At 56.0% G+C, this 17077-nt stretch carries 17 protein-coding genes; 15 read left to right on the top strand and 2 right to left on the bottom strand.

Annotated features, from left to right (window positions below):
• Position 1 precedes the first annotated feature (1 nt).
• The 5 genes from ftsE to livJ all read left to right on the top strand — a co-directional run bounded on the left by ftsE (position 2) and on the right by livJ (position 5524).
• Positions 2-667, top strand: a complete 666-nt coding sequence (gene ftsE, locus JGF26_RS20240; RefSeq protein ID WP_025758973.1) for a cell division ATP-binding protein FtsE — start codon at positions 2-4, stop codon at positions 665-667.
• Positions 660-1715 (top strand): permease-like cell division protein FtsX, encoded by a 1056-nt coding sequence (gene ftsX, locus JGF26_RS20235; RefSeq protein WP_134708636.1) that lies wholly within the window; start codon positions 660-662, stop codon positions 1713-1715. Before ftsE ends, ftsX begins: the two co-directional genes overlap by 8 nt.
• 251 nt (positions 1716-1966) lie before the next feature.
• The gene (gene rpoH, locus JGF26_RS20230; RefSeq protein WP_028017959.1) at positions 1967-2824 is read left to right on the top strand and encodes an RNA polymerase sigma factor RpoH; all 858 of its coding nucleotides are present in this window, start codon (positions 1967-1969) and stop codon (positions 2822-2824) included.
• 136 nt (positions 2825-2960) lie between these two features.
• A complete protein-coding gene (locus JGF26_RS20225) occupies positions 2961-4226 on the top strand; it encodes a 4-aminobutyrate--2-oxoglutarate transaminase (RefSeq protein WP_028017958.1) in 1266 nt (421 codons plus the stop codon).
• Positions 4227-4423: 197 nt separating this feature from the next.
• Positions 4424-5524, top strand: a complete 1101-nt coding sequence (gene livJ, locus JGF26_RS20220) for a branched chain amino acid ABC transporter substrate-binding protein LivJ (protein ID WP_152546598.1) — start codon at positions 4424-4426, stop codon at positions 5522-5524.
• Positions 5525-5741: 217 nt separating this feature from the next.
• Here livJ and panM read toward each other — a convergent pair whose 3' ends face one another.
• Positions 5742-6131 carry an aspartate 1-decarboxylase autocleavage activator PanM gene (gene panM, locus JGF26_RS20215; RefSeq protein ID WP_134708604.1) on the bottom strand — a complete coding sequence of 130 codons (390 nt, stop codon included), beginning with the start codon at positions 6129-6131 and terminating at the stop codon, positions 5742-5744.
• Between the two features lie 424 nt (positions 6132-6555).
• On the opposite strand from panM, the gene livK reads away from it, so the two are divergent.
• From livK to ugpQ, 10 genes are all read left to right on the top strand, one after another.
• Positions 6556-7665, top strand: a complete 1110-nt coding sequence (gene livK, locus JGF26_RS20210) for a high-affinity branched-chain amino acid ABC transporter substrate-binding protein LivK (RefSeq protein WP_028017955.1) — start codon at positions 6556-6558, stop codon at positions 7663-7665.
• A gap of 46 nt (positions 7666-7711) precedes the next feature.
• Positions 7712-8638, top strand: a complete 927-nt coding sequence (livH, locus tag JGF26_RS20205) for a high-affinity branched-chain amino acid ABC transporter permease LivH (RefSeq protein WP_028017954.1) — start codon at positions 7712-7714, stop codon at positions 8636-8638.
• The gene (gene livM, locus JGF26_RS20200; protein ID WP_013099130.1) at positions 8635-9912 is read left to right on the top strand and encodes a branched chain amino acid ABC transporter permease LivM; all 1278 of its coding nucleotides are present in this window, start codon (positions 8635-8637) and stop codon (positions 9910-9912) included. Before livH ends, livM begins: the two co-directional genes overlap by 4 nt.
• Positions 9909-10676 (top strand): high-affinity branched-chain amino acid ABC transporter ATP-binding protein LivG, encoded by a 768-nt coding sequence (gene livG, locus JGF26_RS20195; RefSeq protein ID WP_134708605.1) that lies wholly within the window; start codon positions 9909-9911, stop codon positions 10674-10676. Before livM ends, livG begins: the two co-directional genes overlap by 4 nt.
• A 17-nt stretch (positions 10677-10693) precedes the next feature.
• Entirely contained in the window at positions 10694-11407 is a 714-nt protein-coding gene (gene livF / locus JGF26_RS20190; RefSeq protein WP_022651964.1) for a high-affinity branched-chain amino acid ABC transporter ATP-binding protein LivF, read from the top strand.
• Between the two features lie 248 nt (positions 11408-11655).
• Positions 11656-12972, top strand: coding sequence for a sn-glycerol-3-phosphate ABC transporter substrate-binding protein UgpB (ugpB, locus tag JGF26_RS20185; protein WP_134708606.1), 1317 nt, complete (start codon positions 11656-11658; stop codon positions 12970-12972).
• Between the two features lie 102 nt (positions 12973-13074).
• Positions 13075-13962, top strand: a complete 888-nt coding sequence (ugpA, locus tag JGF26_RS20180) for a sn-glycerol-3-phosphate ABC transporter permease UgpA (RefSeq protein ID WP_023618241.1) — start codon at positions 13075-13077, stop codon at positions 13960-13962.
• A complete protein-coding gene (gene ugpE / locus JGF26_RS20175) occupies positions 13959-14804 on the top strand; it encodes a sn-glycerol-3-phosphate ABC transporter permease UgpE (RefSeq protein ID WP_028017952.1) in 846 nt (281 codons plus the stop codon). The genes ugpA and ugpE overlap by 4 nt, the downstream gene beginning before the upstream one ends.
• A gap of 1 nt (position 14805) precedes the next feature.
• Positions 14806-15876: a sn-glycerol-3-phosphate import ATP-binding protein UgpC gene (locus JGF26_RS20170; protein WP_028017951.1), complete on the top strand. Its 1071-nt coding sequence runs from the start codon at positions 14806-14808 to the stop codon at positions 15874-15876.
• Positions 15873-16619: a glycerophosphodiester phosphodiesterase gene (gene ugpQ / locus JGF26_RS20165; RefSeq protein WP_128348328.1), complete on the top strand. Its 747-nt coding sequence runs from the start codon at positions 15873-15875 to the stop codon at positions 16617-16619. The genes JGF26_RS20170 and ugpQ overlap by 4 nt, the downstream gene beginning before the upstream one ends.
• Here the strand turns inward: ugpQ and JGF26_RS20160 are convergent.
• The gene (locus JGF26_RS20160) at positions 16603-16980 is read right to left on the bottom strand and encodes a DUF2756 family protein (protein ID WP_108089399.1); all 378 of its coding nucleotides are present in this window, start codon (positions 16978-16980) and stop codon (positions 16603-16605) included. The two genes, ugpQ and JGF26_RS20160, sit on opposite strands and share 17 nt — an antisense overlap.
• Positions 16981-17077: the final 97 nt, after the last annotated feature.

The following is a 17077-nucleotide window of genomic DNA, read 5'->3' as shown; positions in this document are numbered from 1 at the left end:
AATGATTCGCTTTGAACACGTCAGCAAGGCCTATCTCGGTGGGAGACAAGCGTTGCAGGGGGTGACATTCCACCTGCAACCGGGCGAGATGGCATTCCTGACCGGCCATTCCGGCGCGGGGAAAAGTACCCTGCTCAAGCTTATCTGTGGGATCGAACGGCCAAGTGCCGGGAAAATCTTTTTCGGCGGTCATGAGATAAGCCGTCTGAAAAATCGCGAAGTGCCGTTTCTGCGTCGGCAGATCGGCATGATTTTCCAGGACCACCACCTGCTGATGGATCGCACCGTTTTCGATAACGTGGCTATTCCGCTGATTATTGCCGGTGCCAGCTATGATGATATCCGCCGTCGCGTCTCTGCGGCGCTGGATAAGGTCGGGCTGCTGGACAAAGCGAAGAATTTCCCGATCCAGCTCTCCGGCGGTGAACAGCAGCGCGTGGGCATTGCCCGTGCGGTGGTGAACAAACCTGCGGTGCTGCTGGCGGATGAGCCGACCGGTAACCTGGACGACGCCCTGTCAGAAGGGATTTTGCGTCTGTTTGAGGAGTTCAACCGCGTAGGGGTGACGGTTTTGATGGCGACGCACGATATCGGGCTTATTTCCCGTCGTTCGTACCGCATGCTGACCCTGAGCGACGGTCATTTGCACGGAGGCCATGGTGAATAAGCGTGATGCAATAAACCAGATTCGACAGTTCGGGAACCGGTTTGATCGTTTCCGTAAGTCGCAGGGCGGTGGTGATGGCAATCGTAATGCGCCAAAGCGCCAGAAAGCCGCGCCAAAGCCTGCCTCCCGCAAAACCAACGTGTTTAACGAGCAGGTGCGTTATGCCTTCCACGGCGCACTGCAGGACCTGAAAAGCAAACCGCTGGCGACGTTCCTGACGGTGATGGTGATTGCCATTTCCCTGACGCTGCCAAGCGTCTGCTATATGGTCTATAAAAACGTCAACCAGGCGGCCTCACAATACTATCCGTCCCCGCAGATCACGGTCTATCTGGATAAAGCGCTCGACGATAACGCCGCAGCGCAGGTGGTCGGGCAAATTCAGGCCGAGCAGGGTGTGGAGAAGGTTAACTATCTCTCGCGTGAAGAAGCGCTGGGCGAGTTCCGCAACTGGTCAGGCTTTGGCGGCGCGCTGGACATGCTTGAAGAGAACCCGCTGCCTGCCGTGGCGGTGGTGATCCCGAAGCTGGATTTCCAGGGGACCGATTCGCTTAACACCCTGCGCGATCGCATCACGCGCATTAAGGGCATTGATGAAGTGCGCATGGATGACAGCTGGTTTGCGCGTCTCTCTGCCCTGACCGGGCTGGTAGGCCGCGTGGCGGCGATGATTGGCGTGCTGATGGTGGCGGCGGTCTTCCTCGTCATCGGTAACAGCGTGCGCCTGAGCATCTTCGCCCGTCGCGATACCATCAACGTGCAGAAACTGATTGGTGCGACGGATGGTTTCATCCTGCGTCCGTTCCTCTATGGCGGCGCACTGCTCGGTTTTTCCGGCGCATTTCTTTCACTGATATTGTCAGAAATTTTGGTGATGCGTCTATCGTCGGCAGTCACAGAAGTGGCGCAGGTTTTCGGAACGAAGTTTGATATCAGCGGCTTAGGGTTCGATGAGTGCCTGTTGCTGCTGCTGGTGTGTTCGATGATTGGGTGGGTGGCAGCCTGGCTGGCAACCGTTCAACATTTACGTCACTTTACTCCCGATTAATAAAAGCGTGATATAATCTTTCCCTGCACCGAGATGTTCGCTCTGCAGGGAAAGTGTCCCTGTTGTCTCTTCCCCTGTTATCATCTTCATGTCACATTTTGTGCGTAATTTATTCACCGTTGCACCTGGAACTTGTGGATAAAATCACTGTCTGATACAAGAGTGAATGCTAATCTCGTTGCTCAAACGCTTTGGCATGGTTGTTGCCTGATGGGGATAACCTGGACCAGAAGAAACATTGAGAGGAATGAATGACCAAAGAAATGCAAACTTTAGCTTTAGCCCCTGTTGGTAACCTGGAGTCTTACATCCGGGCTGCGAACACCTGGCCGATGTTAACGGCCGAGGAAGAAAAGGAGCTTGCTGAAAAGCTGCATTACCAGGGCGATCTGGAAGCAGCTAAGACGCTGATCCTGTCTCACCTGCGCTTTGTTGTTCACGTTGCTCGTAATTATGCGGGCTACGGCCTGCCGCAGGCGGACTTGATTCAGGAAGGTAACATCGGTCTGATGAAGGCTGTGCGTCGCTTCAACCCGGAAGTGGGTGTGCGACTGGTCTCCTTCGCCGTGCACTGGATCAAAGCAGAGATTCACGAATACGTTCTGCGTAACTGGCGTATTGTGAAAGTCGCCACGACAAAAGCGCAACGCAAACTGTTCTTTAACCTGCGTAAAACCAAGCAGCGTCTGGGCTGGTTCAATCAGGATGAAGTTGAAATGGTGGCGCGTGAGCTGGGCGTATCCAGCAAAGATGTGCGTGAGATGGAATCCCGTATGGCCGCGCAGGACATGACCTTTGATATGTCCTCCGACGACGACGCATCCGACAGCCAGCCGATGGCACCGGTACTGTATCTGCAGGATAAAACCTCTAACTTTGCTGACGGCATTGAAGAGGATAACTGGGAAGATCAGGCCGCGAACAAGCTGACCCATGCGATGGAAGGCCTCGACGAACGTAGCCAGGATATTATCCGCGCCCGCTGGCTGGACGAAGACAACAAGTCCACACTGCAGGAACTGGCTGACCGCTACGGCGTTTCCGCTGAACGTGTTCGTCAGCTTGAGAAGAACGCCATGAAAAAACTTCGCGCCGCTATCGAAGCGTAAGATAAGCGAAGTACACCGAGAACCCTCGAATGCAAATTCGGGGGTTTTGTTTTTTTAGCGCCCGCTCTGGCGAATTCCTTCCCCCTGGCAAACACTTACTGATGCGCTAAGCAGGCGACTTTCTCAGGGGGACAGGGTGAAAAATAACGAACTGAACGACCGGCGTTTACAGGCGACGCCGCGCGGCATCGGCGTGATGTGTAATTTTTATGCCGATAAAGCTGAAAACGCCACGGTGTGGGACGTGGAGGGTAATGAGTACATCGACTTCGCTGCGGGGATCGCGGTACTGAATACCGGCCATCGCCATCCAAAAGTCATTGCCGCCATCGAAAAGCAACTCCATGCCTTTACCCACACGGCCTACCAGATTGTGCCGTACGAAGGCTACGTGGCGCTTGCCGAACGTCTCAACGAACGCGTGCCCGTTGAGGGCCCGGCTAAAACGGCGTTCTTCTCCACGGGGGCTGAGGCTGTCGAAAACGCCGTAAAAATTGCCCGCGCGTATACCAGGCGTCCTGGCCTTATCACCTTCGGTGGTGCATTCCACGGCCGCACCTTTATGACGATGGCTTTAACGGGGAAAGTGGCACCCTACAAACTGGGTTTTGGCCCGTTCCCCGGCTCGGTTTACCACGCGCAATATCCAAATGAACTGCACGGCGTCAGCACGGCGGAAGCGTTAAAAAGCCTGGAACGCATCTTTAAAGCGGATATCGCACCCGACCAGGTCGCGGCTATTATTCTCGAGCCGGTTCAGGGGGAAGGTGGTTTCAACATTGCGCCTGCTGATTTTATGCAGGCCCTGCGCGCCCTGTGCGATACCCACGGCATTTTGCTGATTGCCGACGAGGTGCAAAGCGGCTTCGCCCGTACCGGCAAGCTGTTTTCGATGGAACACCACTGCGTGAAGCCCGATCTGATCACTATGGCGAAAAGCCTGGCGGGCGGGATGCCGCTCTCGGCGGTTTCTGGCCGTGCGGAGGTGATGGACGCACCTGCACCTGGTGGGTTGGGCGGAACCTACGCCGGTAACCCGCTGGCGATTGCGGCGGCGCATGCCGTGCTGGACGTGATTGATGAAGAGGATCTCTGCACGCGCTCGGCGCACCTTGGTCATCACCTGGTGGAAGTGCTGAGCAAAGCGAAGGAACATTGCCCGTATATCGCTGACATTCGTGCGCAAGGCTCGATGGTGGCGGTGGAGTTTAACGACCCGCAATCAGGGCTCCCGTCGCCGGAATTCACCCGTCAGGTACAAGAACGCGCGTTGCAGGAAGGGCTACTTCTTCTGAGCTGCGGCGTCTACGGCAACGTTATTCGTTTCCTGTACCCGCTGACTATCCCTGAAGTGCAGTTCCGTAAAGCGCTGGACATTATCTCCGCGTCGCTGACACGTTAAAGCCATATGCCCGGCGGAAATCTCTGCCGGGCTTATCATATATTCATTTCAAATTAGCTATTCCAAAATCATAAAAATGGGGTATGTTTTAGCAGAGTATGCTGAAAAAGCGCGAGTGGCATACCTATAACTGAAATAAAGCGCTACACAACGACATCACAATAATCGTAATAACCATAATAATGGGGAATCTCAGGATGAACATGAAGGGTAAAGCGTTACTGGCAGGATGTATCGCGTTGGCATTTAGCACGATGGCACAGGCAGATATTAAAGTGGCTGTCGTAGGAGCGATGTCCGGTCCGGTAGCACAGTATGGTGACCAGGAATTTACTGGCGCAGAACAGGCGGTTGCAGACATTAATGCCAAGGGCGGTATTAAGGGCGAAAAACTGCAGATCGTAAAATATGATGATGCCTGTGACCCGAAACAAGCGGTCGCGGTCGCGAACAAAGTGGTGAACGACGGGATCAAATACGTTATCGGTCACCTGTGCTCTTCCTCAACTCAGCCAGCGTCTGACATCTACGAAGACGAAGGCATTCTGATGATCACCCCGGCTGCAACCGCACCGGAACTGACCTCGCGCGGCTACAAGCTGACCCTGCGCACCACCGGCCTGGACTCTGACCAGGGCCCAACTGCAGCGAAATACATCGTTGAAAAAGTGAAGCCGAAGCGCATTGCCATCGTTCATGACAAGCAGCAGTACGGTGAAGGTCTGGCGCGTTCCGTGCAGGACAACCTCAAGAAAGCGAATGCCGACGTAGTGTTCTTCGACGGTATTACTGCCGGTGAGAAAGACTTCTCTACCCTGGTGGCGCGTCTGAAGAAAGAGAATATTGATTTTGTGTACTACGGTGGTTACCACCCGGAAATGGGCCAGATCCTGCGCCAGGCGCGTGCTGCAGGCCTGAAAACCCAGTTCATGGGTCCGGAAGGCGTGGCGAACGTTTCCCTGTCTAACATCGCGGGCGAATCCGCTGAAGGCCTGCTGGTGACCAAACCGAAGAACTACGACCAGGTTCCGGCGAACAAACCCATCGTAGATGCCATCAAGGCGAAGAAACAGGATCCAAGCGGTGCGTTCGTGTGGACCACCTACGCTGCGCTGCAGTCGCTGCAGGCGGGCCTGAACCAGTCAGCCGATCCGGCAGAGATTGCCACCTGGCTGAAAGCGAATACTGTTGAGACCGTGATGGGGCCACTTTCCTGGGATGAGAAGGGCGACCTGAAGGGCTTCGAGTTCGGCGTGTTTGACTGGCATGCTAACGGCACGGCGACAGACGCCAAATAATTTTCCCGTCGCCTTTCGCGCCGCAGGTGCGTTGGCTGCGTTATTCAACCCCGGTCACTTACTTATGTAAGCTCCCGGGGATTTCATAACTTGCCGCCTTCCTGCAACACGAAATTCTTGGGAAAAACCGCAAAAAGGCAACGTAAGTTGCCTTTTTTAATGTTTTCTCCCTCTCCCTGTGGGAGAGGGCCGGGGTGAGGGCATCAGGCCGCACAGATCATCCCTGGCGCTTCTCCCACCCATTCTCCTGCGCCGTAAACCCTAACGCCTGCATAAATGCCGCCATCACGCCGCGGTCTTCCACGCCCACGTCGGCCATCCACCAGGAGGTCACGCTCGGGTTTTCGCGGATCACTTCTTCAATCAAATACTGCCCTACACCACGACGACGGGTGACGTCACGCACGCGCAGTGAGTCCAGCGCCCCTTCGGTGCCGCTCAGAGTCACGCGAACCGCTGCCAGCAGGCGCTCATTAAATCGCGCGGCATAAATGCGGTGGGTCTCGTCAACGCGCAGTGACGAAGGGGAATATTCCGGCCAGATCTTGCCCAGGTCGATATGATCCTGGTCGCTAAAGGTCACCAGACGAACGATTGTCAGTTTCATTAGCTTGTTGTCCAAATCAAATTGAGTAGGGGCAGTGTACTCAATTTATTCACTCAGCGGCTTCCTCTTTTTATTCTCATTAACCAGGTGATTAGTTTTTTGGCAGCGCGATGGGCAGTTTGAAAACACATGGATCGAAAAATAAGCAGAATTTTAACCTGAATGGTAGTGATTTATTCGGCGCTTTGTACCGTTATTTTATGCTGCAAACTGCACTTTTATTTGTTTATCTCTGCCTGATTTCAGAATATTATCTTTGCTTAATAGCCTGAAAAATAGAGATTTTAGTCTGGTTTTTGACAAAAACCTGCGCTAAACCATTAAAGGCACTGGTAAAAATAGCGTTGTGCATTAAAAGTACAGAATGCTTTTTAACCAGAATAAAACAAAATATAAACACGACATCACGAATGGGGATTCAGAGATGAGAAGGAACGCGAAAACGTTACTCGCGGGGATGGTTGCATTGTCGATTTCGCATGCGGCCATGGCGGAAGAGATTAAAGTTGCTGTAGTCGGTGCGATGTCCGGTCCTGTTGCCCAGTGGGGGGATATGGAGTTCAACGGTGCGCGCCAGGCCATCAAAGACATCAACGCCAAAGGCGGTATCAAAGGCGACAAACTGGTCGGTGTGGAATACGACGATGCTTGCGATCCTAAACAGGCCGTTGCGGTCGCCAACAAAATCGTCAACGACGGTATTCAGTATGTGATCGGCCACCTGTGCTCATCCTCTACCCAGCCTGCGTCTGATATCTACGAAGACGAAGGCATTCTGATGATCACCCCGGGTGCGACCAACCCGGAGCTGACCCAACGCGGCTATCAGCACATTATGCGTACCGCGGGTCTGGACTCCTCTCAGGGCCCAACCGCCGCCAAATACATCCTCGACACCGTTAAGCCACAGCGCATTGCCATTATTCATGACAAACAGCAGTACGGTGAAGGCCTGGCGCGTTCCGTTCAGGACGGCCTGAAAAAAGGCGGCGCGAATGTCGTCTTCTTCGATGGAATTACCGCCGGTGAGAAAGACTTCTCCGCGCTGATTGCCCGTCTGCAAAAAGAGAATATTGATTTCGTTTATTACGGCGGCTACTACCCGGAAATGGGCCAGATGCTGCGCCAGGCGCGTTCGGTAGGGCTGAAAACCCAGTTTATGGGGCCGGAAGGCGTGGGTAACGCCTCCCTGTCAAACATCGCGGGTGATGCTGCCGAAGGCATGCTGGTAACGATGCCAAAACGCTATGACCAGGATCCGGCCAACAAGGCTATCGTTGATGCGCTCAAGGCGCAGAAGAAGGATCCGAGTGGTCCGTACGTCTGGATTACCTACGCGGCTGTGCAGTCTCTGGCAACCGCACTGGATCGCTCCGGCAGCAAAGAACCGCTGGATCTGGTGAAAGATTTAAAAGCACACGGGGCGAACACCGTGATTGGGCCGCTGAACTGGGATGAGAAAGGCGATCTGAAGGGATTTGAGTTTGGTGTCTTTAAGTGGCACGCCGACGGTTCATCCTCGGCCGCCAAATAATTATCCCACCGCCCGGACTGACGGGCGGGTATAAAAAGGTTTGCATATGTCCGAGCAGTTTCTCTATTTCCTGCAGCAGATGTTTAACGGCGTCACGCTGGGAAGCACCTACGCGCTGATCGCCATCGGCTATACGATGGTTTACGGTATTATCGGCATGATTAACTTCGCCCACGGCGAGGTGTACATGATCGGTAGTTATGTCTCCTTTATGATCATCGCCGCGCTGATGATGATGGGTATTGACAGCAGCTGGCTGCTGGTCGCTGCCGGGTTTGTCGGCGCGATCGTGATTGCCAGTGCCTACGGCTGGAGCATCGAACGCGTGGCCTACAGGCCGGTGCGCAGCTCCAAGCGCCTGATTGCCCTGATCTCCGCCATCGGTATGTCAATCTTCCTGCAAAACTACGTCAGCCTGACCGAAGGCTCGCGCGACGTGGCGTTGCCAAGCTTGTTTAATGGCCAGTGGGTTGTCGGGGCGAGTGATAACTTCTCTGCGTCTATTACCACCATGCAGTTGGTTATCTGGATCGTGACCTTCATTGCGATGCTGGCGCTGACCTTGTTCATTCGTTATTCCCGCATGGGGCGCGCCTGTCGTGCCTGCGCGGAAGACCTGAAGATGGCGAGCCTGCTTGGCATTAACACGGACCGTGTGATTGCACTTACCTTCGTGATTGGTGCGGCAATGGCTGCCGTCGCAGGTGTGCTGCTTGGTCAGTTCTACGGTGTGATTAACCCGTACATCGGCTTTATGGCCGGGATGAAAGCCTTCACCGCAGCGGTGCTGGGTGGTATCGGCAGCATTCCGGGCGCGATGATTGGCGGTCTTATCCTCGGCGTGGCCGAAGCGCTCTCCTCGGCGTATCTGAGTACGGAATATAAAGATGTGGTGTCGTTTGCCCTGCTGATTCTGGTTCTGCTGGTAATGCCTACCGGTATTCTGGGTCGTCCGGAGGTAGAGAAAGTATGAAACCGATGCATTTTGCAATGGCGCTGCTCTCTGCCGCCATGTTCTTCGTGCTGGCGGGCGTCTTTATGGGCGTTCAGTTAGAGCTGAACGGTACTAAGCTGGTGGTGGACACCGCAGCAGATATCCGCTGGCAGTGGGTGTTTATCGGCACGGCCGTGGTGTTCCTGTTCCAGCTGCTGCGTCCGCTGTTCCAGAAGACGCTGAAAGGCGTTTCTGGCCCGAAATTCGTGCTGCCTGCGATTGATGGTTCAACTGTTAAACAGAAGCTGTTCCTCGTCGCCCTGCTGGTGGCGGCGGTGGCGTGGCCGTTCGTGGTGTCGCGCGGGACGGTAGACATTGCCACTCTGACCATGATCTACGTGATCCTCGGTCTCGGTCTGAACGTGGTCGTGGGTTTGTCAGGCCTGCTGGTGCTGGGCTACGGCGGCTTCTACGCCATCGGCGCCTACACTTTTGCGCTGTTGAACCACTATTACGGCCTCGGCTTCTGGACGTGTCTGCCGCTGGCGGGGTTGGTTTCTGCGGCTGCGGGCTTCCTGCTGGGCTTCCCGGTGCTGCGCCTGCGCGGTGACTACCTGGCGATCGTGACCTTAGGCTTTGGTGAAATCGTCCGTATCCTGCTGCTCAACAACACCGAAGTGACCGGTGGCCCGAACGGTATCAGCCAGATCCCGAAACCGACCTTCTTTGGTCTGGAATTCAGCCGTACCGCTCGTGAAGGCGGCTGGGATACCTTCAGCAACTTCTTTGGCGTGAAATACGACCCGTCTGACCGTGTCATCTGGCTCTACCTGGTGGCGCTGCTGCTGGTGGTGATTACCCTGTTCGTGATCAACCGTCTGCTGCGCATGCCGCTGGGCCGCGCGTGGGAAGCACTGCGTGAAGATGAGATCGCCTGCCGCTCCCTGGGCCTGAACCCGACCCGCATCAAGCTGACCGCGTTCACCATCAGTGCCGCGTTTGCCGGTTTTGCCGGAACGCTGTTTGCCGCGCGCCAGGGCTTTGTCAGCCCGGAATCCTTCACTTTTGCCGAATCTGCCTTTGTGCTGGCGATTGTGGTGCTCGGCGGGATGGGTTCGCAGTTCGCCGTTATCCTGGCGGCCATCCTGCTGGTGGTCTCACGTGAGCTGATGCGCGACTTTAACGAATACAGCATGCTGATGCTGGGTGGTTTAATGGTGCTGATGATGATCTGGCGTCCGCAGGGCTTGCTGCCGATGACCCGTCCACAGCTGAAGCTGAAGAACGGGCAAGCGAAAGGAGAGCAGGCATGAGTCAGCCATTATTATCCGTTAACGGTCTGATGATGCGTTTTGGCGGCCTGCTGGCGGTCAACAACGTGAATCTGGATCTGCATAAGAAAGAGATTGTCTCCCTGATTGGCCCGAACGGCGCGGGGAAAACGACGGTCTTCAACTGTTTGACCGGTTTCTACAAGCCGACGGGCGGCACCATTATGCTGCGCGACCAGCACCTTGAAGGCCTGCCCGGGCAACAGATCGCCCGTATGGGCGTGGTGCGTACTTTCCAGCACGTACGTCTGTTCCGCGAGATGACGGTCATTGAGAACCTGCTGGTGGCGCAACATCAGCAGCTGAAAACCGGGCTTTTCTCTGGCCTGCTGAAAACCCCGGCCTTCCGTCGCGCGCAGGATGAAGCGCTGGATCGCGCTGCCACCTGGCTCGACCGCATCGGTCTGTTGCAGCACGCTAACCGTCAGGCTAGCAACCTGGCTTACGGCGACCAACGCCGTCTGGAGATTGTGCGTTGCATGGTGACGCAGCCGGAAATCCTGATGCTCGACGAACCTGCTGCTGGCCTCAACCCGAAAGAGACCAAAGAGCTGGACGAGCTGATTGCCGAGCTGCGCGATCATCACGACACCACCATCCTGCTGATTGAGCACGATATGAAGCTGGTGATGGGCATTTCTGACCGTATCTACGTGGTAAACCAGGGCACGCTGCTGGCAAACGGCACGCCGGAAGAGATCCGCAACAATCCGGACGTGATCCGCGCCTATTTAGGCGAAGCATAATGGGGGCGAGCCATAAGATGGAAAAAGCGATGTTAACGTTCGACAAGGTCAATGCGCACTACGGCAAGATTCAGGCGCTGCACGATGTCAGCCTTCATATCAATCAGGGTGAAATCGTCACCCTGATTGGGGCCAACGGCGCGGGCAAAACCACACTGCTCGGCACCCTGTGCGGTGACCCGCGCGCGACCAGCGGGCGAATTGTGTTCGATGGTAAAGACATTACCGACTGGCAGACCGCCAGAATCATGCGTGAAGCCGTGGCGATTGTGCCGGAAGGGCGCCGCGTGTTTTCCCGCATGACGGTGGAAGAGAACCTGGCGATGGGCGGGTTTTTCGCCCACCGCGATGAATACCAGACCCGTATCAAGTGGGTGTATGAACTCTTCCCGCGCCTGTGGGAACGCCGTATTCAGCGTGCGGGTACTATGTCCGGTGGTGAACAGCAGATGCTGGCGATTGGCCGTGCGCTGATGAGCCAGCCGCGATTGTTGCTACTCGATGAACCGTCGCTGGGGCTTGCGCCAATCATCATCCAGCAGATTTTCGACACCATCGAACAGTTGCGTAAAGAGGGGATGACCATCTTCCTCGTCGAGCAGAATGCTAACCAGGCGCTGAAGCTTGCAGACCGTGGCTACGTGCTGGAGAACGGCCGCGTGGTGCTTTCTGATACCGGAGACGCGCTGCTCGCGAACGAGGCGGTGCGGAGCGCTTATTTAGGCGGCTGAGCCGTCTTCATCGCCCGGTGGCGCTTACGCTTACCGGGCCTACAGGATCGAGTAGGCCGGGTAAGGCGTAGCCGCCACCCGGCTTTTTTTCACCCCCAACCCCCTTCACACAACCATCATCCCCCTGACGCCTGGCTGTCACTTATCTGTAAACAAACAGTTATTTTTCTGTCATTCGAGCATGTCATGTTACCTCGCGAGCATAAAACGCGTGATATCGCGCATCCGGCACAATAAGAGAGATGACAATGACATCGTTACGACACACAGCTTTGGGTCTGGCAATTGGTCTGGCTTTTGCGACGAACGCAATGGCTGTCACCACCATTCCGTTCTGGCATTCCATGGAAGGGGAGTTGGGTAAAGAAGTTGACTCCCTGGCGCAGCGTTTCAACGACACCCATCCGGATTACAAAATTGTGCCGGTGTATAAAGGTAACTACGAGCAGAGCCTGAGCGCAGGTATTGCTGCTTTCCGTACCGGTAACGCGCCTGCGCTGTTACAGGTTTATGAAGTGGGTACCGCCACCATGATGGCCTCTAAAGCCATCAAACCGGTGTACGAGGTCTTTAAAGACGCGGGTATTAACTTCGACGAATCCCAGTTCGTACCGACCGTTTCCGGTTACTACACCGATTCTAAAACTGGCCACCTGCTGTCACAGCCGTTTAACAGCTCCACCCCTGTGCTGTACTACAACAAAGACGCCTTCAAAAAAGCCGGTTTAGATCCAGAGCAGCCGCCAAAAACCTGGCAGGATCTGGCGGAGTACACCGCGAAGCTGAAAGCGGCAGGGATGAAGTGCGGTTATGCGAGCGGCTGGCAGGGCTGGATCCAGATTGAAAACTTCAGCGCCTGGCATGGCCTGCCGGTGGCGACCAAAAACAACGGTTTCGACGGCACTGACGCGGTCCTGGAGTTCAATAAGCCAGAGCAGGTGAAACACATTGCGCTGCTGGAAGAACTCAACAAGAAGGGCGATTTCAGCTACTACGGCCGTAAAGACGAATCCACCGAGAAGTTCTACAACGGCGATTGCGCTATTACTACCGCTTCTTCCGGCTCGCTGGCAGACATCCGTCATTACGCCAAATTCAACTACGGCGTGGGCATGATGCCTTACGACGCTGACGTGAAAGGCGCACCGCAGAACGCCATCATCGGCGGGGCAAGCCTGTGGGTGATGCAGGGCAAAGACAAAGGGACCTACAAAGGCGTAGCCGAGTTCCTCGACTTCCTGGCAAAACCAGAAAATGCCGCCGAATGGCACCAGAAAACCGGTTACCTGCCAATCACCAAAGCCGCCTATGACCTGACCCGCGAGCAGGGCTTCTACAGCAAGAACCCGGGCGCGGACATCGCGACGCGCCAGATGCTGAACAAGCCGCCGTTGCCGTTCACCAAAGGCCTGCGTCTGGGCAATATGCCGCAGATCCGCACCATCGTCGATGAAGAGCTGGAAAGCGTGTGGACCGGGAAGAAAACGCCACAACAGGCGCTGGATTCAGCGGTAGAGCGCGGAAATCAGCTGCTGCGCCGCTTTGAGCAGTCGACCAAATCGTAAAAAAATGCCCGGTGGCGCTGCGCTTACCGGGCCTACGACGTGCCCCATGTAGGCCGGGTAAGGCGTAGCCGCCACCCGGCATTGTTCAGGAACCAAATCTCAATGTCATCATCCCGTCCGGTGTTCCGGTCCCGCTGGCTGCCCTATCTGCTGGTCGCGCCACAGCTGGTCATCACCGTTATCTTCTTTATCTGGCCTGCGGGCGAAGCGCTGTGGTATTCGGTGCAAAGCGTCGATCCGTTCGGGCTTTCCAGCCAGTTTGTTGGCCTGGACAACTTCACCGCGCTGTTCCATGACAGCTACTACCTGGACTCCTTCTGGACGACGATGAAGTTCAGCGCGCTGGTCACCGTCAGCGGCCTTGTTGCCTCGCTGTTTTTCGCCGCGCTGGTGGATTACGTGGTGCGCGGCAGCCGTCTGTATCAGACCCTGATGCTGCTGCCTTACGCCGTTGCGCCCGCCGTCGCTGCCGTGCTGTGGATCTTCCTGTTTAACCCTGGGCGCGGGCTGATTACCCACTTCCTGGCAGAGTTCGGCTACGACTGGAACCACGCGCAGAACAGCGGCCAGGCGATGTTCCTGGTGGTATTCGCCTCGGTGTGGAAGCAGATCAGCTACAACTTCCTGTTCTTCTTTGCCGCGCTGCAGTCCATTCCGCGCTCGCTGGTGGAAGCTGCGGCAATTGACGGCGCAGGGCCTATTCGTCGTTTCTTCAGGCTGTCGCTGCCGCTGATCGCCCCGGTGAGTTTCTTCCTGCTGGTGGTTAACCTCGTGTACGCCTTCTTCGATACCTTCCCGGTGATCGACGCAGCGACCGCAGGCGGCCCGGTGCAGGCGACAACGACGCTTATCTATAAGATCTACCGCGAAGGTTTTGCTGGCCTGGATCTCTCTGCCTCCGCAGCGCAATCCGTCGTGCTGATGTTCCTTGTCATCATCCTCACGGTGGTGCAGTTCCGTTATGTTGAAAGTAAGGTGCGCTACCAATGATTGAGAACCGTCGCGGGCTGACGATTTTCAGCCATACCATGCTGATTTTAGGGATTATTGTCATCCTGTTCCCGCTGTACGTGGCCTTTGTCGCCGCCACGCTGGACACCAAAGCGGTGTTTGATACGCCGATGACGCTGATCCCGGGCGGTCATCTTTTCGAGAATATGTCGACCATCTGGACGCAGGGCGTGGGCGTTAACAGCGCGCCGTTCTGGTTGATGATGCTCAACAGCTTCATCATGGCGTTCGGTATCACGGTGGGCAAAATTACGGTGTCGATGCTCTCGGCCTTTGCCATCGTCTGGTTCCGCTTTCCGCTGCGCAACCTGTTCTTCTGGATGATCTTCATCACCCTGATGTTGCCGGTGGAGGTGCGTATCTTCCCGACGGTGGAGGTCATCGCCAATCTTGGGATGCTCGACAGCTATGCGGGCTTAACCCTGCCGTTGATGGCCTCGGCGACCGCCACTTTCCTGTTCCGCCAGTTCTTTATGACCCTGCCGGACGAGCTGATTGAAGCCGCGCGTATCGACGGCGCTTCACCGATGCGCTTCTTCCGCGACATCGTGCTGCCGCTGTCGAAAACCAACCTCGCGGCGCTGTTTGTGATCACCTTTATTTACGGCTGGAACCAGTACCTGTGGCCGCTGCTGATTATTCAGGATGTCAACCTCGGCACTGCCGTGGCGGGCATCAAAGGCATGATCGCCACTGGTGAAGGCACCACCCTCTGGAACCAGGTGATGGCGGCGATGCTGCTCACCCTTATCCCCCCGGTCGTTATCGTTTTAGCCATGCAGCGTGCGTTTGTGCGTGGTTTAGTGGACAGTGAGAAATAAGATGGCAGGTTTAAAACTTCAGGCAGTGACTAAAAGCTGGGATGGCAAAACCCAGGTTATTCAGCCGTTAACGCTCGACGTGGCGGACGGCGAATTTATCGTGATGGTCGGGCCGTCCGGCTGCGGTAAATCAACCTTGTTGCGCATGGTGGCGGGGCTTGAGCGCGTGACCTCCGGGGATATCTGGATTGACCGTCAGCGCGTCACCGAAATGGAGCCGAAAGACAGAGGCATCGCGATGGTGTTCCAGAACTACGCGCTCTATCCGCACATGAGTGTGGAAGAGAACATGGCCTGGGGGCTGAAAATCCGCGGAATGGGCAAAGGGCATATTGAGGAGCGCGTGAGAGAAGCGGCCCGCATTCTGGAGCTGGATGGCCTGCTGAAGCGCCGACCGCGTGAGCTTTCCGGCGGTCAGCGTCAGCGTGTGGCGATGGGGCGCGCGATTGTGCGTGACCCAGCGGTGTTCCTGTTTGATGAACCGCTCTCCAACCTCGACGCCAAGCTGCGTGTGCAGATGCGCCTGGAGCTACAGCAGCTGCATCGCCGCCTGAAAACCACCTCTTTGTACGTGACCCACGATCAGGTCGAAGCGATGACGCTCGCCCAGCGCGTGATGGTGATGAACAAGGGGATAGCTGAGCAGATCGGCACCCCGGTTGAAGTGTATGAAAAACCGGCCACTCGCTTTGTGGCGAGCTTTATCGGCAGCCCGGCAATGAACCTTCTGGAAGGGCGTATCAGCAGCGCGGGAACTCATTTTGAGCTGGAAAGCGGGATGGCATTGCCGATCAACTGGTACTATCGTGGCTACGCCGGGCGTAAAATGACGCTCGGTATCCGCCCGGAGCATATTGGTTTAACCTCTCAGGCGGAAGGCGGCGTACCGCTGGTGATGGATACGCTGGAGATGCTGGGCGCTGATAACCTGGCGCACGGACGTTGGGGCGAGCAAAAAATGGTGGTGCGTCTGGCGCATCAGGAACGCCCTAAAGCAGGCAGCACGCTATGGCTGCATCTGCCGGAAAATCACCTGCACTTATTTGACGGTGAAACAGGACAACGAGTATGAGCAACTGGCCTTATCCCCATATTGTCGCCCACCGTGGCGGCGGTAAACTGGCGCCGGAAAACACCCTGGCGGCAATTGATGTTGGCGCGCGTTACGGCCACACGATGATCGAGTTCGACGCCAAGCTGTCGAAAGACGGCGAAATTTTCCTGCTGCATGACGATAACCTCGAACGCACCAGCAACGGCTGGGGTGTGGCGGGTGAATTGCCGTGGCGCGATCTGCTGAAAGTGGATGCCGGAAGCTGGTACAGCGGTGAATTCAAAGGCGAGCCGCTGCCGCTGCTGGCGGAAGTGGCGGACCGCTGCCGTCAGCACGGGATGATGGCCAATATTGAAATCAAACCGACAACCGGCACCGGGCCGCTAACGGGCAAGGTCATCGCGCTGGCAGCGCGTGAGTTGTGGGAAGGAATGACCGCGCCGTTGCTCTCCTCGTTTGAAATTGACGCCCTGGAGGCGGCGCAGGCGGCCGTGCCGGAACTGCCGCGCGGGCTATTGCTGGACGAGTGGCGCGAAGACTGGCGCGAGCTGACTACCCGTTTAGCGTGTGTCTCTATTCATCTCAACCACAGGCTGCTGGATGAGGCGCGGGTGAAGATGTTGAAAGCGGCGGGTCTGCATATTCTGGTTTATACGGTCAACAAGCCCCAGCGCGCGGCCGAGCTGCTGCGCTGGGGTGTGGACAGTGTCTGTACCGATGCGATTGACCTGATCGGCCCGGACTTTAGTTCTGCGGATTAAGCATACTGCCGTTCGACTGTTGCGGCAGCATATGCTGCTGTCCGCTGCTCTGCATTGTTCCGTTGCCTAACATGCCACCGTTATGGTTGGGCAGCGGCTGTTCCCGCACCTGGCCCTGCTGCACGCGCTGAGTGTTGGCGTTCATCTGATTTTGCAGGCTCTGCTGTTGCATCTGGGTCTGCGTTTTCAACTGCTGGTTAAGCATCCCTTTTTGCTGCTGCTGTTGGCTCATCATCTCCGTCTGCATACGCTGCTGGCTCGGAATGACATAACCCTGCTGGTTCGGATTGTTCATGGTATTCAGTGGCTGTGCGAGCGCGGTAAACGGTAACAGCGCGGTAAGAATCAGTAAGCGTTTCATTGTCATTTCCTCCTTTTGAGGCCTCTCTTAAGTTTACCCTGATTTCACCATGACGATGATTTTTTAGGAGTTGTGAACCAGGCTTAAGCGGGGAATA

This window comes from Enterobacter sp. E1 (assembly GCF_016809815.1).
Taxonomy (GTDB): domain Bacteria; phylum Pseudomonadota; class Gammaproteobacteria; order Enterobacterales; family Enterobacteriaceae; genus Enterobacter; species Enterobacter adelaidei.
This window is presented reverse-complemented; position numbering and strand designations above follow the sequence as displayed.

Bases quoted from the DNA above. Each gene is read 5' to 3' on its own strand.
- ftsE (WP_025758973.1), top strand. From the start codon at position 2: ATGATTCGCTTTGAACACGTCAGCAAGGCCTATCTCGGTGGGAGACAA.
- rpoH (WP_028017959.1), top strand. From the start codon at position 1,967: ATGACCAAAGAAATGCAAACTTTAGCTTTAGCCCCTGTTGGTAACCTG.
- livJ (WP_152546598.1), top strand. From the start codon at position 4,424: ATGAACATGAAGGGTAAAGCGTTACTGGCAGGATGTATCGCGTTGGCA.
- panM (WP_134708604.1), bottom strand. From the start codon at position 6,131: ATGAAACTGACAATCGTTCGTCTGGTGACCTTTAGCGACCAGGATCAT.
- livK (WP_028017955.1), top strand. From the start codon at position 6,556: ATGAGAAGGAACGCGAAAACGTTACTCGCGGGGATGGTTGCATTGTCG.
- livH (WP_028017954.1), top strand. From the start codon at position 7,712: ATGTCCGAGCAGTTTCTCTATTTCCTGCAGCAGATGTTTAACGGCGTC.
- livM (WP_013099130.1), top strand. From the start codon at position 8,635: ATGAAACCGATGCATTTTGCAATGGCGCTGCTCTCTGCCGCCATGTTC.
- livG (WP_134708605.1), top strand. From the start codon at position 9,909: ATGAGTCAGCCATTATTATCCGTTAACGGTCTGATGATGCGTTTTGGC.
- livF (WP_022651964.1), top strand. From the start codon at position 10,694: ATGGAAAAAGCGATGTTAACGTTCGACAAGGTCAATGCGCACTACGGC.
- ugpB (WP_134708606.1), top strand. From the start codon at position 11,656: ATGACATCGTTACGACACACAGCTTTGGGTCTGGCAATTGGTCTGGCT.
- ugpA (WP_023618241.1), top strand. From the start codon at position 13,075: ATGTCATCATCCCGTCCGGTGTTCCGGTCCCGCTGGCTGCCCTATCTG.
- ugpE (WP_028017952.1), top strand. From the start codon at position 13,959: ATGATTGAGAACCGTCGCGGGCTGACGATTTTCAGCCATACCATGCTG.
- JGF26_RS20170 (WP_028017951.1), top strand. From the start codon at position 14,806: ATGGCAGGTTTAAAACTTCAGGCAGTGACTAAAAGCTGGGATGGCAAA.
- ugpQ (WP_128348328.1), top strand. From the start codon at position 15,873: ATGAGCAACTGGCCTTATCCCCATATTGTCGCCCACCGTGGCGGCGGT.
- JGF26_RS20160 (WP_108089399.1), bottom strand. From the start codon at position 16,980: ATGAAACGCTTACTGATTCTTACCGCGCTGTTACCGTTTACCGCGCTC.